The sequence below is a fragment of the Streptococcus parasanguinis genome, assembly GCF_001069785.1.
GTDB classification, from domain to species: Bacteria; Bacillota; Bacilli; order Lactobacillales; family Streptococcaceae; genus Streptococcus; species Streptococcus parasanguinis_T.
This window is the reverse complement of record NZ_JVSR01000022.1, coordinates 1-13,936: the sequence shown is the minus strand read 5'-3', so window position 1 is coordinate 13,936 and position 13,936 is coordinate 1. Positions and strand designations below refer to the sequence as shown.

The 13,936-nt window shown below is 42.2% G+C and carries 14 protein-coding genes; 3 read left to right on the top strand and 11 right to left on the bottom strand.

Features of this window, described 5'->3' with window-relative positions; genetic code table 11:
* Nucleotides 1-93 precede the first annotated feature (93 nt).
* From ADG03_RS01550 to ADG03_RS01515, 8 genes are all read right to left on the bottom strand, one after another.
* Nucleotides 94-1,050, bottom strand: a complete 957-nt coding sequence (locus ADG03_RS01550; protein WP_049471746.1) for an ABC transporter permease — start codon at nt 1,048-1,050, stop codon at nt 94-96.
* Nucleotides 1,050-2,111: an ABC transporter permease gene (locus ADG03_RS01545; protein ID WP_003007621.1), complete on the bottom strand. Its 1,062-nt coding sequence runs from the start codon at nt 2,109-2,111 to the stop codon at nt 1,050-1,052. The genes ADG03_RS01550 and ADG03_RS01545 overlap by 1 nt, the downstream gene beginning before the upstream one ends.
* A complete protein-coding gene (locus tag ADG03_RS01540) occupies nt 2,104-3,639 on the bottom strand; it encodes an ABC transporter ATP-binding protein (protein WP_049471745.1) in 1,536 nt (511 codons plus the stop codon). The genes ADG03_RS01545 and ADG03_RS01540 overlap by 8 nt, the downstream gene beginning before the upstream one ends.
* Before the next feature lie 130 nt (nt 3,640-3,769).
* Complete coding sequence (locus ADG03_RS01535) at nt 3,770-4,831, bottom strand: BMP family lipoprotein (RefSeq protein WP_031573707.1); 1,062 nt, start codon at nt 4,829-4,831, stop codon at nt 3,770-3,772.
* A gap of 75 nt (nt 4,832-4,906) precedes the next feature.
* On the bottom strand, nt 4,907-5,296 hold the full coding sequence (locus ADG03_RS01530) for a cytidine deaminase (protein ID WP_003007631.1): 390 nt from the start codon (nt 5,294-5,296) through the stop codon (nt 4,907-4,909).
* Nucleotides 5,283-5,945: a deoxyribose-phosphate aldolase gene (deoC, locus tag ADG03_RS01525; protein WP_021153359.1), complete on the bottom strand. Its 663-nt coding sequence runs from the start codon at nt 5,943-5,945 to the stop codon at nt 5,283-5,285. The genes ADG03_RS01530 and deoC overlap by 14 nt, the downstream gene beginning before the upstream one ends.
* 17 nt (nt 5,946-5,962) lie before the next feature.
* Complete coding sequence (locus tag ADG03_RS01520; RefSeq protein ID WP_049471744.1) at nt 5,963-7,240, bottom strand: pyrimidine-nucleoside phosphorylase; 1,278 nt, start codon at nt 7,238-7,240, stop codon at nt 5,963-5,965.
* Nucleotides 7,237-7,830: a class I SAM-dependent methyltransferase gene (locus ADG03_RS01515; RefSeq protein ID WP_049471743.1), complete on the bottom strand. Its 594-nt coding sequence runs from the start codon at nt 7,828-7,830 to the stop codon at nt 7,237-7,239. Before ADG03_RS01515 ends, ADG03_RS01520 begins: the two co-directional genes overlap by 4 nt.
* Nucleotides 7,831-7,920: 90 nt before the next feature.
* Here ADG03_RS01515 and coaA point away from each other — a divergent pair, with 90 nt between their 5' ends.
* The 3 genes from coaA (at nt 7,921) to ADG03_RS01500 (ending at nt 9,762) form a co-directional block, all read left to right on the top strand.
* Entirely contained in the window at nt 7,921-8,841 is a 921-nt protein-coding gene (gene coaA, locus ADG03_RS01510; protein WP_049471742.1) for a type I pantothenate kinase, read from the top strand.
* 96 nt (nt 8,842-8,937) lie between these two features.
* Nucleotides 8,938-9,186, top strand: a complete 249-nt coding sequence (gene rpsT, locus ADG03_RS01505; RefSeq protein WP_003007640.1) for a 30S ribosomal protein S20 — start codon at nt 8,938-8,940, stop codon at nt 9,184-9,186.
* A gap of 66 nt (nt 9,187-9,252) precedes the next feature.
* Nucleotides 9,253-9,762, top strand: a complete 510-nt coding sequence (locus ADG03_RS01500; protein WP_049471741.1) for a DNA topology modulation protein — start codon at nt 9,253-9,255, stop codon at nt 9,760-9,762.
* 31 nt (nt 9,763-9,793) lie between these two features.
* Here the strand turns inward: ADG03_RS01500 and ldcB are convergent, their stop codons facing one another.
* The 3 genes from ldcB to ADG03_RS01485 form a co-directional block, all read right to left on the bottom strand.
* Nucleotides 9,794-10,573 carry an LD-carboxypeptidase LdcB/DacB gene (gene ldcB / locus ADG03_RS01495; RefSeq protein WP_049471740.1) on the bottom strand — a complete coding sequence of 260 codons (780 nt, stop codon included), beginning with the start codon at nt 10,571-10,573 and terminating at the stop codon, nt 9,794-9,796.
* Nucleotides 10,574-10,582: 9 nt separating this feature from the next.
* Nucleotides 10,583-12,370, bottom strand: a complete 1,788-nt coding sequence (locus ADG03_RS01490; RefSeq protein WP_192832126.1) for a TcaA second domain-containing protein — start codon at nt 12,368-12,370, stop codon at nt 10,583-10,585.
* Nucleotides 12,371-12,436: 66 nt separating this feature from the next.
* Nucleotides 12,437-13,540: a DUF6574 domain-containing protein gene (locus ADG03_RS01485; RefSeq protein WP_049471738.1), complete on the bottom strand. Its 1,104-nt coding sequence runs from the start codon at nt 13,538-13,540 to the stop codon at nt 12,437-12,439.
* Between the last annotated feature and the right edge of the window lie 396 nt (nt 13,541-13,936).

Genomic DNA, 13,936 nt, shown 5'->3' with positions numbered 1-13,936 from the left:
AGCGTAGTAGAGCCCACTCAACCACTGCGTCTTACTCGACAATCCAAAAACAATTGAGAGGCTAGGACTTTTATCCCAACCTCTCTCTGTGCATTATTTCGATTTAATGTAGTTAACACCATCTGCTTTTGGCGCAACTGCTTGTCCGAAGAAGGCTGCCAAGACAACCATGGTCAAGACGTAAGGCGCAATTTGCAAGTAGATGGATGGGATACCTTTAAGTAAAGGCAATTGATTCCCGATAACAGCCAAACTTTGTGAAGCTCCAAAGAAGAGACTAGCAAGCATGGCCCCGATTGGGTTCCATTTCCCGAAAATCATAGCCGCAAGGGCGATGAAACCAGGACCAACAATAGTAGTCACCGCAAAGTTAACGGAAATAGATTGAGCGTATATGGCTCCTCCAATACCAGCTAGGGCACCTGAGATCATCACTCCTAAGTAGCGCATTTTATAAACATTGATTCCCAATGTATCTGCTGCTTGTGGGTGTTCCCCAACTGAACGAAGACGCAATCCAAATTTTGTCTTGAACATGATGAACCAAGCAAAGAATGAGAAGAGAATCGCAACCCAGCCGATGATGCTGGCATTGTTGAAGAAAATATCCCCAATTACCGGAATTTTAGATAAGACCGGAATGGATGTTTTCCCGAAGGCAACTTTGATATTATCAGTTTGTCCCTTGTTATACATCGCTTTAACAAGGAAGACCGCAAGTGGAGGTGCCATCAAGTTCAATACCGTACCTGAGACGATATGGTCAGCACGGAAATGAATGGTTGCCACCGCATGAATCAAGGAGAAGAGTACTCCAATCCCTGCAGCAACGATCAAGGACAACCATGGTGTCAAACTTCCTAAGGCAGGCTCAAAAGTCAAGTTAAAGATAATTCCTGAGAAGGCTCCCATAACCATGATTCCTTCCAGACCAACGTTAACAACCCCAGCGTGTTCTGAGTATGCTCCTCCGATACTTGTGAAGATCAGCGGCGCTGCATACACAATCATAGAGGAAACAAGAATACTTAAAATCGTTACAATACTCATTAGTTTGCTCCTCCTTTTTTAGCTGAACGCATCGAGATCATCTTTTCAATAATGTAGTGAGCACATACGAAGAAGATAATGGATGCTGTTACAATTTGAACGACTTCTTCAGGGATGGCAGCTGGCTTCATACCAACTCCTCCAATTTGAAGTGCTCCAAACAAGAAGGCAGCAAATGGAATACCAATTGGTGAATTCATTGCAAGAAGGGCAACGGCCATTCCGTTAAATCCAACACTCATCGAGCTGGTTTGAACGTAGACATTTGAGTAAATACCCAGACCTTCTGCTACCCCACCGATACCAGCAAGAGCACCAGAAATGATCATAGAAAGGATAATGGTCCGTTTTGCAGACATCCCAGCATATTCCGCCGCATTCGCATTGAGACCAACGGCACGGATTTCAAACCCAAGTGTTGTTTTCTTCATCAAGAACCAGATGACCACCACTGCGATGATGGCAAAGAAGATCCCGATGTTCATTTGTGATTTGTCCGTCAAATTACGCAGCCACTCTGTCTGGTAGACAGCGTTAGCTCCCACATCAATGGTTGAGTCCTTGTTTTTCATCAAGGAAGCTGGGAAGCTATGGATCAAGGCATTCCCACCATAGAGAACAATGTAGTTCATCATAATGGTGATGATGACCTCACTGGTTCCGAGATAGGCACGAAGGAAACCAGGAATCGCTCCAATAAATCCACCTGCGATAGCCGCAATCAAAACAGTCATCGGAATCATCAGTAAGCGAGGCATATTTGGGAAAGAAAGGGCAAACCAAGTCGCCATGATCCATCCTGCAAAAGCCTGACCTGGAAGTCCAACGTTAAAGAAGCCGGCCCGGCTGGCTACTGAAAATCCAAGAGCAACTAAAATCAGTGGCCCCATGGCACGGGAAATATTTCCCCAACTCTTAATCGAACCAAAGGCTTTCTTAAACAGCAATTCATATCCCCAAAGGGCATCATAGCTGAAGGCCCACATAATAATGGCACCCAAGACCAATCCTAAAAGGACAGACACCAATGGAACGGCAATTTGTTTTAAATTCTTATTCATTTGATGCTCCCTCCTTTACTTGTCCTCCTGCCATGAGGATTCCAAGCTCTTGCTTATTCGTTGTTTCAGGGGTTACGATCCCTTGGATCTTCCCATCATGAATAACTGCAATACGGTCAGAAACATTCAAAATTTCATCTAATTCAAAGCTGACAACCAGAACGGCTTTTCCATTATCCCGTTCTTGAATCAAACGTTTGTGGATATATTCAATCGCTCCAACGTCCAAACCACGAGTTGGCTGGCTGACGATCAAGAGATCTGGATCGCGATCGATTTCCCGCGCGATAATGGCTTTTTGCTGGTTTCCTCCAGAGAGAGCCTTAGCTGGTACCACTTCACTAGCTGCACGAACGTCAAACTCTTCCATCAACTTCTTGGCATAAGAGGTAATATTTGGATAATTCAAGATACCATTCTTGCTAAGAGGTTCTTTATAATATGTTTGAAGAGCAATATTTTCAGAGATCATCATATCAAGGACCAAACCATCACGATGACGGTCTTCAGGGACGTGCCCTACCTTCATTTCTGTGATTTGACGTGGACGAAGTCCTACAACATCCTTGCCTTTAATCTTGATTGAACCAGATTTTACCTTCCGTAGACCTGTAATCGCTTGGATCAACTCAGACTGACCATTTCCGTCAATCCCTGCAATCCCGACGATTTCACCAGCACGAAGTTCCAGTGACAAATTCTTAACAGCTGGGACTCCCCGGTTTTCGTTTACAACCAAGTTTTCGATCGACAAGATGACTTCTTTCGGTTGAGAAGGACCTTTTTCAGTCTTAAAGGAAACAGAACGACCGACCATCATTTCAGCCAAGTCTTGGTTGGTAGCTCCACCAATCTCGACTGTCTCAATCGATTTACCACGGCGAATAACCGTTACGCGGTCTGAAACAGCACGGATTTCATCCAACTTGTGCGTAATCAAGATAATAGATTTTCCTTCATTCGCCAAGTTCTTCATGATTGTCATCAATTCTTCGATTTCAGCTGGTGTCAACACCGCAGTTGGTTCATCGAAGATTAGGATGTCGGCTCCACGATAAAGCGTCTTTAAGATTTCCACACGTTGCTGCGCACCAACGGAAATATCCTCAACTTTAGCATGTGGATCTACTGCCAAGCCATATTTTTTAGACAAGTCAAGGATATCTTGACTGGCTTTCTTAAGGTCCAAAACACCGTGTTTAGTGGTTTCAGAACCAAGGATGATATTTTCAGCAACAGTGAAAGCTTCAACCAACATAAAGTGTTGGTGCACCATTCCAATTCCTAAAGAAGCTGCTTTTGAAGGTGAGTCTAGGTTAACAGTTTTTCCATTTACCACGATGTCTCCGCTAGTTGGTTCCAACAAACCAGCCAGCATATTCATCAGGGTAGATTTCCCTGCACCATTTTCTCCAAGAAGTGCATGGATTTCACCTTTGCGCAACTGAAGATTAATCTTGTCATTTGCTACAAAGTCACCAAATTTTTTGGTAATCTCACGCATTTCGATGACATATTCATGTGTCATGGGGGTGTTTCCTTTCAAATCTATTTTTATTTCAATAAAATCTGCTAGGCGACTAACAGATTTTATTGAGACAAAAATGTCTCACTTTAAAAGAAACGGCCCTTAAAGGGAGGGCCGCTCCAATCAAATATTATTTTTCAGGAACTTTAAGAGACCCATCAAGGATTTTAGCTTTAGCATCTTCTACAGCTTTTTTAGCATCTGCAGAAAGGTTGTCAGTTGTCAAATCAACTCCACCATCTTTTAAGCTATAAGTAATCACTTTACCGCCAGGGAATTTACCGTCAGCAGTTTTCTTAGCCAAGTCTTTTACAGATTCTCCGACTTTCTTCAAGCTTGAAGCCAATACAAAGTTAGATTTTTTACCATCTTTAGAAGTGTATTCACCTTCAGCTTTTTGGTCACGGTCAACACCAAGAACCCAAACTTTTTCGTCTTCATTTTTCTTTTCGTTCAAGTCTTTAGCTTCAGAGAAGACACCTGCACCAGTACCACCAGCTACTTGGTAGATAACGTCTGCACCTGCAGCGTATTGTGCAGCAGCAATTGTTTTACCTTTAGCAGAGTCACCGAATGAACCAGCGTAGTCTACTTGAACTTTGATAGATGGGTCAACAGATTTAACACCAGCTTCAAATCCAGCGCGGAACCGAGTGATAACTTCACTTTCCATACCACCTACAAAACCAACTTGTTTAGTTTTTGTAGTTTTTGCAGCAGCAATACCAGCAAGGTAACCAGCTTCGTTATCGGCATAAACAGCAGATGCTACGTTCTTTTGTCCTTCAATACGGTCATCGATGATGACATAGTTCACATCTTGGTTGTCTTTTGCAGCTTTTTTAACAGAGTCGCTCAAGGCAAAACCAACACCAAAGATCAATTTGTAGTCGTTAGAAACAGCTTCATCAAGGTTTGTCGCATATTGAGATTCATCTGTTGATTGGAAGTAGTCAAATCCGTTCCCTTTAGAAAGACCGTTTTCTTTACCCCAAGCTTGCAAACCTTCCCAAGCAGATTGGTTGAATGATTTGTCATCCACACCACCAGTATCGGTAATGATAGCAGCTTTCAAATCTGTTTTAGATTCTGAGTTTGCGCTATCTTTTTTAGACGCACGATTTCCACATGCTGCAAGTCCGATAGCAGCGACAGTTACTAGACCAAGGCCTAGCCATTGTTTCTTGTTCATTACTGAACCTCCTAAATTATTGTGCAACATTGTTGCGAAGTATTGAAAGGGTCAAAAGACCGCCTCACAGACCTATTAAGTCAGGTCTGTAAAGGAATATGGAAGTAATTCCTTGACCGTCATCACGACCGTCGATTTATCTTTAGATACTAAGGTTACAGGAAGGTCTGGCTCAAAAAATTCAGCCATGACCTGGCGACAAGCACCACATGGAGAGATGGGCTTTTCTGTTTGCCCGTAGATAATGAGCTCTTGAAACTCACGAGCTCCTTCAGAAACAGCTTTAAAAATGGCTGTCCGTTCTCCACAGTTGGTCAAACCAAAACTGGCATTTTCGATATTGACACCTGTATAGATTTCTCCATCCTTCGTTAGCAGTACAGCTCCAATTGGGAAATGAGAGTAAGGCACATAGGCTTGTTGACTCACTTCAACTGCTAAGTCAATCAACTCAGTAGTCGCCATGAGCCACCTTTCCTTCCATGATGGCTACACCAGAAGAAGTCCCGATACGGGTCGCACCAGCTTCGATAAAAGCAAGAGCATCTTCATAAGAGCGAGCACCACCAGAAGCTTTAACACCCATGTCGGGTCCAACAGTTTGACGCATTAAGGCCACATCTTCTACCGTTGCTCCTCCAGTTGAGAAGCCAGTTGAAGTCTTCACAAAGTCAGCTCCAGCTGACTTTGCAATCTGACAAGCGACGATCTTTTCATCGTCTGTTAAGAGACACGTCTCAATGATGACTTTGACCAGCTTATCACCGCTTGCTTCGACAACAGCTTGGATATCTTCTTCAACTAGTGCTAAATTCTTAGACTTCAAAGCACCGATATTAATGACCATGTCAATTTCATCGGCACCATTTTGAATAGCATTTTTTGTTTCACACGCTTTGACAAAAGGGGTATTTGCTCCCAAAGGAAAACCAATGACGGTACAAACTTTTACATCTGAATCGCGCAAGCCCTCAGCCGCAAAATTCACCCATGTTGGGTTCACACAGACACTGGCAAAATCATATGCCTTAGCTTCTTCGATCAATTTTTCGATCTGTTCTTGTTGCGCATCTGGTTTTAAAAGAGTGTGATCAATATATTTATTTAACTTCATACAATCTCCTGAGCTACTTAAGATATTATTTCAATAATTTCTTTAACGCTTTCAGCCCCTTCTAGTATTTTAACATTTTTTTTGAATTCTGTAACGCTTTCTTGTGAATTTTTTTCATTCACGAAAATACGAGCAATGCGTTCCCCTTTTTTAACGTGCTCTCCCACTTTTTTGTCAAATACAATCCCTGTTTCATAATCAAGCGGATCCGATTTGACAGCACGGCCAGCACCAAGTCGCATGGCTAATAGGCCAAATTCCATGGCAGGTAAAGCTGCAATAACGCCATCTTGATCTGCTGTTACTTCAAGGACCTGATCTACTTTGACGGGACGATGCAAATCCTCTAAGTTTCCACCTTGAGCCACCACCATTTCTTCAAACTTCGCTAAAGCTTGACCATTGGTCAAGTGTTCATGGATGGCTTCAATCGATTGTTCTACATTGGCCAATTTCAACATGATTTGCGCTAATTCACAAATAAACTCAGTTACGTCCGCTCGGCCCTGCCCTTTCAGAATATCCAAGGCTTCCAAAATCTCTAAACGATTACCAATGCTGGTTCCCAAAGGTTGGCTCATATCTGTAATGACAGCGATGGTTTTCCGACCCACTGCATTTCCAAGATCCACCATGGTACGGGCTAAGCGACGAGCATCCTCAATATTCTTCATAAAGGCACCCTCGCCCACTGTCACGTCCAAAAGAATGGCATCCGCACCAGCAGCAATTTTCTTACTCATGACGGAGCTAGCAATCAAAGGAATGGTATCCACTGTCGCCGTTACATCACGCAGAGCATACAAGAGTTTGTCTGCTTTTACGAGTTGGTCGGATTGACCAATGACCGATAAGCCGATCTCCTGCACCTGCTGGATGAATTCCTCTTGAGTCCGTTCAATCTGAAAGCCTTTAATGGATTCCAACTTATCGATGGTCCCACCTGTGTGGCCTAAGCCACGACCACTCATTTTGGCAACCGGCACTCCGAAACTCGCAACCAAAGGCACCAAGACCAAGGTCACCTTGTCTCCCACACCACCAGTCGAATGTTTGTCTACCTTGATTCCTGGAATAGCTGACAGATCAAACTGTTGCCCTGTTCGGACCATCTTCATGGTCATATGAGAAATTTCTTCCGTCGTCATCCCTTTAAAATAAACAGCCATAGCAAAAGCGGACATTTGGTAATCTGGAACTGTTCCAGCCACATATCCCTCAATCAGCCATTCAATTTCTTCTTTGTTTAAGGCAAGACCATCTCTTTTTTTCTGAATGATATCTACTGCTCTCATGATTCTTTCTCACTTCTTAAAATATAATAGCCTTTGTCTTTTTTTACGATCTCACAATTGCCAAACGTCTCTTCCATCTTGGCCTTAGCACTTGGAGCACCTTGCTTTTTCTGAATGACAATAGTCAAGTCTCCACCTGGTTTCAAATGTTCAAAACTACCGGTGATCACCTGGTGAACCACTTTTTTACCAGCTCGGATTGGCGGATTACTGATCACATGGTCAAAGACCCCTTCAACCGCTTCATAGACATCCGAAGAAAAGATCTGAGCTTCCACGCCATTTCGGCTGGCATTTTTCTTAGCCAAGTCTAGCGCCCGCTCATTGACATCCACCATGGTCACGGAGACTCCCTGTGCTTTAGCTAGAGAGAGACCAATTGGACCATAGCCACAACCGACATCAAGAACGCTTTCTCCTCCTTGGAAATCCAGGGTTGATAAGAGCACCTGGCTTCCATAATCTATCATTTTTTTACTAAAGACGCCCGCATCTGTATAGAAATTCATCTTTTGTCCCAATAAAACAACAGCCAGATCATGAATATCATGGGCTGCATCTGGGTTTATATCGAAATACATTTTACTCATAAGGTTATTTTATCATAATTCATTCGTTTTTTAAATCGTTTACACAACCTCTAAAAATTGGTATACTAAAGACTACAATAGGAGTGACATATGGACAAAGAATTTTTACATTTTGAAAAAATCAATCGGGAAACCTGGCAAAATTTGCATCGCAAAACCACCCCACCTCTCTCTCAAACAGAGCTTAATTCTATTAAAAGCTTTAACGACCGCATCAACCTCGAGGATGTGCGTGACGTCTACCTGCCTTTGACAAACTTGATCGGAATCTACAAGCGTTCCAAAGAAGATTTGGCCTTCTCAAAGGGGATTTTTCTTCAAAAAACCAGTGAACGCCAACCCTTTATCATTGGAGTTTCTGGGAGTGTCGCTGTTGGGAAATCGACTACTAGCCGTCTTCTCCAAATCCTACTTTCGCGGACCTTCGAAGGCAAGACCGTAGAATTGGTGACAACAGATGGCTTTCTCTATCCAAATGCTATCTTAAAAGAACAAGAGCTCCTCAATCGAAAAGGATTTCCTGAAAGCTATGACATGGAATTGCTTCTTGATTTTCTCAATCAAATCAAAAACAACAAAAGTGTAGAAATCCCTGTCTATTCCCACGAAATTTACGATATTGTCCCAGATGAGAAGCAAACGATTTTACCGGCTGATTTTGTCATTGTAGAAGGAATCAATGTCTTTCAAAATCCACAAAATGACAGTCTCTATATGACCGATTTCTTTGATTTTTCAATCTATGTGGATGCCGCAGTCGATGATATCGAATCTTGGTATATCGATCGCTTCCAAAAACTCCTTGCATTAGCTCAGAATGATCCCAATAACTACTACTATCGATTTACAGAGCAACCCCTAGATGAAGTTTTAAGCATGGCCCATCAGGTCTGGGAATCCATTAATTTAGTCAACTTGCAACATTACATTCAACCAACCCGTAACCGAGCTGATCTGATTCTCCATAAGGCAACCAACCATGAAATCGACAAAATTTATCTCAAACGCTAGAGAAAATGGCCTTTTACCGGTACTTTTTTAAGGAAAAGCTATTTTAGGCTTGTCAAATCATAACTTTTCATATATAATGAGATAGTTAGATTATCAATGGAGGTGAATAACTTGGCAAACATTAAATCAGCTATCAAACGCGCTGAATTGAACGTTAAACAAAACGAAAAAAACTCAGCTCAAAAATCAGCTATGCGTACTGCAATCAAAGCTTTTGAAGCAAACCCATCTGAAGAACTTTACCGCGCTGCTAGCTCAGCTATCGATAAAGCAGAAACTAAAGGTTTGATCCACAAGAACAAAGCTAGCCGTGATAAAGCACGTCTTGCAGCGAAACTTGGTTAATCAAGAACAGCATAAAAATCAAGCTCTCCGGAGCTTTTTTTGTTCCTAAATTTTTGAGAGGTGCTTATGAAAATTGTTATTATCGGCTATTCAGGTTCTGGCAAGTCAACTTTGGCTGAAACCTTAGCTCGCTACTACTCCATCCCTAAGCTTCATATGGATACCATCCAATTTCAACCGGGATGGATAGACAGTGACCGGGATTGGATGGAGGGACAGATGAAACAGTTTCTTAGCCAACATAAAGACTGGGTCATTGATGGAAATTATTCATGGTGTTGCTATGAGGAAAGAATGGAGCAAGCAGACCACATTATCTTTCTCAATTTCTCTCGTTGGAACTGCCTCTATAGAGCCTGGAAACGATACCGTCGTTATAAGGGACGCGTTCGCGAGAGTATGGCAGCAGGCTGCCCTGAACGCTTTGACTGGGAATTCATTCGATGGATCCTTTGGGACGGTCGAACTAAGAATGCCAAAGAAAGGTATCGAAATATCCGTTCTACCTATCCCGATAAATTCATCTCTCTCAAGAATCAAAAAGAGCTGGATGCATTTCTAAAAACAATACAATAAAAAAGGTTGGGATTAAAATCCCAGCCTTTTCTTATTTATCAACGTAGTCTCCGCCAGTGAAGCCATAGTATTCTTCCAGACTCAAGCCTGAGTCCGCAATATCTTGTGCTTCTTTTCCGATATAGCGGAGATGCCAGCTTTCTGGCATGTAGCCTGTTACTTTTTCTTTTCCTTCTTGGTAACGAACCACAAAGCCATATTTAGCAGCATTCTTGAGCAACCACTTACTTGGTCCAGGTTCGGTTACCAAATTACCACTGGTATCGATCAAGTCAAAGGTCAAACCAGTTTGGTGTTCACTATAGCCCGGTCTTGCGGAATAACGATCTGCGGCTTCCTGACCATCTTGATTGACATAGTTTTGATAGAGGCCAACTTGGGTGTCGTAGCTACGAAAACCACTATATTGGTCACTGATCGGATAACCCTCTGCCTGCATGGCTGCAATCAATTCATGAAGGGCCGAAACAGCTTCAGGATCTTCACCTGGGTTAAAGTCCGGCGCCAAAGGATAATGTTTGTTGGCGATCATCACCTCACCATATTTCCCTTTAACACTATAGTAAGAACCATTGTAGCTGACACCAGAGTCCACTTTCACATCTGACTTACCAGCTTTTGACGACTCTTCTTTGCCAGTCTCTTTTGATGGATTCTTTGCAGAAGACGTTTCTTTGGAAGACTTGGTTTGCGTTTGCTTGGTTTCTTCTTTTGCAGAAGATTTAGAACTAGTGGATTGAGATTGGGAGCAAGCTGTCAGGGTTAACAAGGCAACTGTCACCAAGGTTAATTTGGAAAATCTTGCTTTCATGGGAATCTCCTATGATTCTTTTGTTACGACAATATCCGTAATCACATAACTTGCACCTACTTTTTTCAAGGTGTAGGTCTTGTACTTGCGATTTTGTGAATCTGGATGACTATCTGTATAATGCACGGTAAAGTCTTCATAAGTCTTGATGGTCACCACACCATTTTCTTCAGTGACACTTTGAATATCCAAAGCTCCGGGAGTATAGTAGTCAATTTTAGCCTTTCGAACACCATCACCCGTTGTGAATTCAACCATGTCTTTGTAGGCTTGACTTTGCGTGTCATAGTATTTAGAGTAGGTGTTATTTCGATTTGAAACTGAGCTAAAGACAGCGTCGCGGTACTCTTTCAAGAACTCTTCTGCCAAGGTCCGATTTTGTTCTTCTTTGGCTGCTTGCGCTTTCTTAGCATCTTGTGCACTCTTGATGCGTTTTAAAGTATCTTTGGCTAGTTTGAGTTCGATCGGATCGTTTTCACCCTCTTCAATCGTCACCTTAGCCTTTTCAGTTGTGTAGGTTTCCCCATTCATATTGAAGACGGCATGCACTTCAATTTCTTGATAAGGGATGCTGTCTACTTCAAAGGTCGTGCTCGTTCCGACTTCTTTACCATTGACCACAACCTTCACATCCGTTGGGTTTTCAACTTCATCTGGGAACTCAACTTCTAAATTGCGTTTTTCAGAATTCAACTGCAATTCTAAGTTATTTTTCGTTGCTTTTTTAGGATTGAGATGGATCTTAGAAGTGACATTTCCGACTTCTGTTTTAGCAGTCAATTCCATTTCTTTTGCATTGTAATGGAAAGAACCAAGATCTGTCACTGCATCTTTCTTCAAGGTCACTGTTTTATTAGCAGCCACTTTGAGTTTGGCTTGGTCCAAATTGGTCTTGACCTTGACTTGCACTGGATAGCTGGCCACACGGTATTCTTGGAAGATTCCAAATTTCTTGTCCGCATTTTCCAAACCAAAGATCTTGTTACCAGATTTATCCGTATAGCTGCCTTCTCCACCATTATCGATGATCTTGTTCAACTCTGTGCCGATATCGACCCCTTGATCTTCCATGCTAGTAATAAAGCTTTCGGCTTCATCCTTTGTCCATTTATCGTTATCGGTTGAAAGCAGATCTGCTGCTTCGCGATAATCCTTGGTGTCCACTGCCTTAATAAATTTATCTGCAGTCACTTCGACACGCGTTGTTGACTGGAAGTAAAAGAAGGCTGCTACCAAAGCTATCACAAGGACTGCAATAGCAGAAATAATCCCAATTTTCTTCTTGGAAAGTTTCTTTTCACCCTTCGTTTTAGGGGCCTTTTGTTTTTTCTGAGCTGGGCCTGCTTCTGTAACATTTGGACCAGCAAAGACCTGCGTTTGCTCAGCAGCAAGTGGAGCCGTATACTCTTGAGTTTGCTGTTGAGGGACATATTCCTGTGTTTCTTCAGTTGAATCTGGGGTCGCAAATTCTGCTTCAGGCACAGGTCCTACAAAAAACTCGAAGTTTTGACTTTTAGCCGCGGTAAATTCTTCTGCACTTGGCTTGCGGCCATAGGTTTCTTCAAAATGTTGCAACCAAGCCTGTCGAGGTGCTAGAAGTGGATCGACATTCTTCACTTCTTCAACTGGTTCAACCACTGGTTCCTTGACAGGAGCTACTTCCTCTGCTGGGGCATTTCCAGCGATAGACTGAATTTGTTTCAAATCAAATCCACAAGCTTTCCCAGCCATAAACTCTTCTGGTGACGGTTTGCGACCGATCACTTTTTCAAATAATTCAACCCATTTCTTTTGCATGGATCTCTTCTCCCTCATTATAAAATAGGGAAAGTGGGTATTCCCACCTTCCTTTTTGTGATATTGTTAGAATCCAAAGTTAGAGAAATTTGGAGCACTAGGAATAAATCCAGTAGCTACTTGTTCTAAAATACGAGCATTTACATAAAGAACAAAGATGGCAATGAGAAGCAAGACAACAGATGATGCTACAAGAAGCAAGAATTTGTCTGCTTTAAAGCTCGTCTTGTTCAATCCTTGATGAACCACATAGCATGTTCCAACAAAGAACAAGAAGAAAATAAGGAAGTTCACAAAGCCATAAAATTCATAAACTTTTACAAGACCTACTAAGAAAGCAAGAAGGGCAAGTGGCAAAGTGTAAACAGACAAACGTCCAAACTCTTCAAATGAACGACCGTAACTGTATTCCTTATCTTGAAGAACCACACGACGAACAAAGAATCCTGCTACTTGGAAAGCGTAAATGCTAAAGAAGAGGGAAATCAATGTCAACATAAAGGCACGGAAATCCATTCCATAACCACCTGTAAATCCACTAGCTGTGAAGAAGGTCCCCAAGGTCAAGACAAAGGCAGTCAAGACATACTGTAAAATTCCGTTAAGAGCTTTTGGATTTTCTACAGCTGTTGGACGTTTCAAAGCTGAAAGGAACCAATTCCAATAACCACCAACGGCAACACCAAATTGACTTGGTTGGGCAGGATAAGCTTGTCCTGGTTGTCCTTGGTAAGGCGCTTGTTGATAAGCTGCTTGAGTAGGTTGTTGGTAAGCTTGTTGTGGAGCTTGTTGGAAAGCAGGACCATTCGCTGGAGCAGGCTGAGGTGTAGGCTCTTGAACTGGAGCTGCTACAAATTCTGGTGCTTCTGGAGCTGCAACTGGTTCTTGTGGAGCTGCTACAAATTCTGGAGCTTGTGGAGCTGCTACTGGTTCTTCTGTAGGTGCAGCTGGTGCTGCTGGTGCTGCAACAAACTCTGGAGCTTGTGGCGCTGCAACCGGTTCTTCCACAGGTGCAGTTGGTGCTGCAACAAACTCTGGGGCTTGTGATGCTTCTGGAACCACTACTTCTTCTTGAAATTCTCCAGCAGCAAGTGCTTGAGCAATTTCTTCTGCACTAGCAGAACGACCATTTACGGCTTCAAAATAATCCAGCCAATCTTGTTTTGACATATTTAATCTCCTTAACTATTGTTCATACTAGGGTATTATACAAAATTTCTGAACCATTTTCAATGAAAGACTGGAAAATCCCTGTAATATCTTTTGAAAAACATACAAATTCTATACATTTCTAGAAATTAGTAAAGAAAAACGCCTCTTTTCAGAGGTCGTAGAATGTAGACAAACTATTTTAAAGTAAAATAAGTTAAGCTATTCTTCAAAGAAATAAAAATGAGTTCCAATTTTAAAATCGATTCAAAAAAATACCAAAACTTTCCGCTGTGAGTAAAGTGCCTGAAACAATAACGTTTCAGGCACTAGGAATTATTGAGACCTTAGGCTCAATAATTAGTCTTGGAACTTCGAAGAAGTTCGCTGACGTCCGTACTCACCTAAGGAAAGTTT

Excerpts from the sequence above, each read along its gene's own strand:
- ADG03_RS01520 (WP_049471744.1), bottom strand. The coding sequence starts at position 7,240 with ATGAGAGCAGTAGATATCATTCAGAAAAAAAGAGATGGTCTTGCCTTA.
- ADG03_RS01540 (WP_049471745.1), bottom strand. The coding sequence starts at position 3,639 with ATGACACATGAATATGTCATCGAAATGCGTGAGATTACCAAAAAATTT.
- ADG03_RS01500 (WP_049471741.1), top strand. The coding sequence starts at position 9,253 with ATGAAAATTGTTATTATCGGCTATTCAGGTTCTGGCAAGTCAACTTTG.
- coaA (WP_049471742.1), top strand. The coding sequence starts at position 7,921 with ATGGACAAAGAATTTTTACATTTTGAAAAAATCAATCGGGAAACCTGG.
- ADG03_RS01515 (WP_049471743.1), bottom strand. The coding sequence starts at position 7,830 with ATGAGTAAAATGTATTTCGATATAAACCCAGATGCAGCCCATGATATT.
- rpsT (WP_003007640.1), top strand. The coding sequence starts at position 8,938 with ATGGAGGTGAATAACTTGGCAAACATTAAATCAGCTATCAAACGCGCT.
- ldcB (WP_049471740.1), bottom strand. The coding sequence starts at position 10,573 with ATGAAAGCAAGATTTTCCAAATTAACCTTGGTGACAGTTGCCTTGTTA.
- ADG03_RS01485 (WP_049471738.1), bottom strand. The coding sequence starts at position 13,540 with ATGTCAAAACAAGATTGGCTGGATTATTTTGAAGCCGTAAATGGTCGT.
- ADG03_RS01545 (WP_003007621.1), bottom strand. The coding sequence starts at position 2,111 with ATGAATAAGAATTTAAAACAAATTGCCGTTCCATTGGTGTCTGTCCTT.
- ADG03_RS01530 (WP_003007631.1), bottom strand. The coding sequence starts at position 5,296 with ATGGCGACTACTGAGTTGATTGACTTAGCAGTTGAAGTGAGTCAACAA.
- deoC (WP_021153359.1), bottom strand. The coding sequence starts at position 5,945 with ATGAAGTTAAATAAATATATTGATCACACTCTTTTAAAACCAGATGCG.
- ADG03_RS01550 (WP_049471746.1), bottom strand. The coding sequence starts at position 1,050 with ATGAGTATTGTAACGATTTTAAGTATTCTTGTTTCCTCTATGATTGTG.
- ADG03_RS01535 (WP_031573707.1), bottom strand. The coding sequence starts at position 4,831 with ATGAACAAGAAACAATGGCTAGGCCTTGGTCTAGTAACTGTCGCTGCT.
- ADG03_RS01490 (WP_192832126.1), bottom strand. The coding sequence starts at position 12,370 with ATGCAAAAGAAATGGGTTGAATTATTTGAAAAAGTGATCGGTCGCAAA.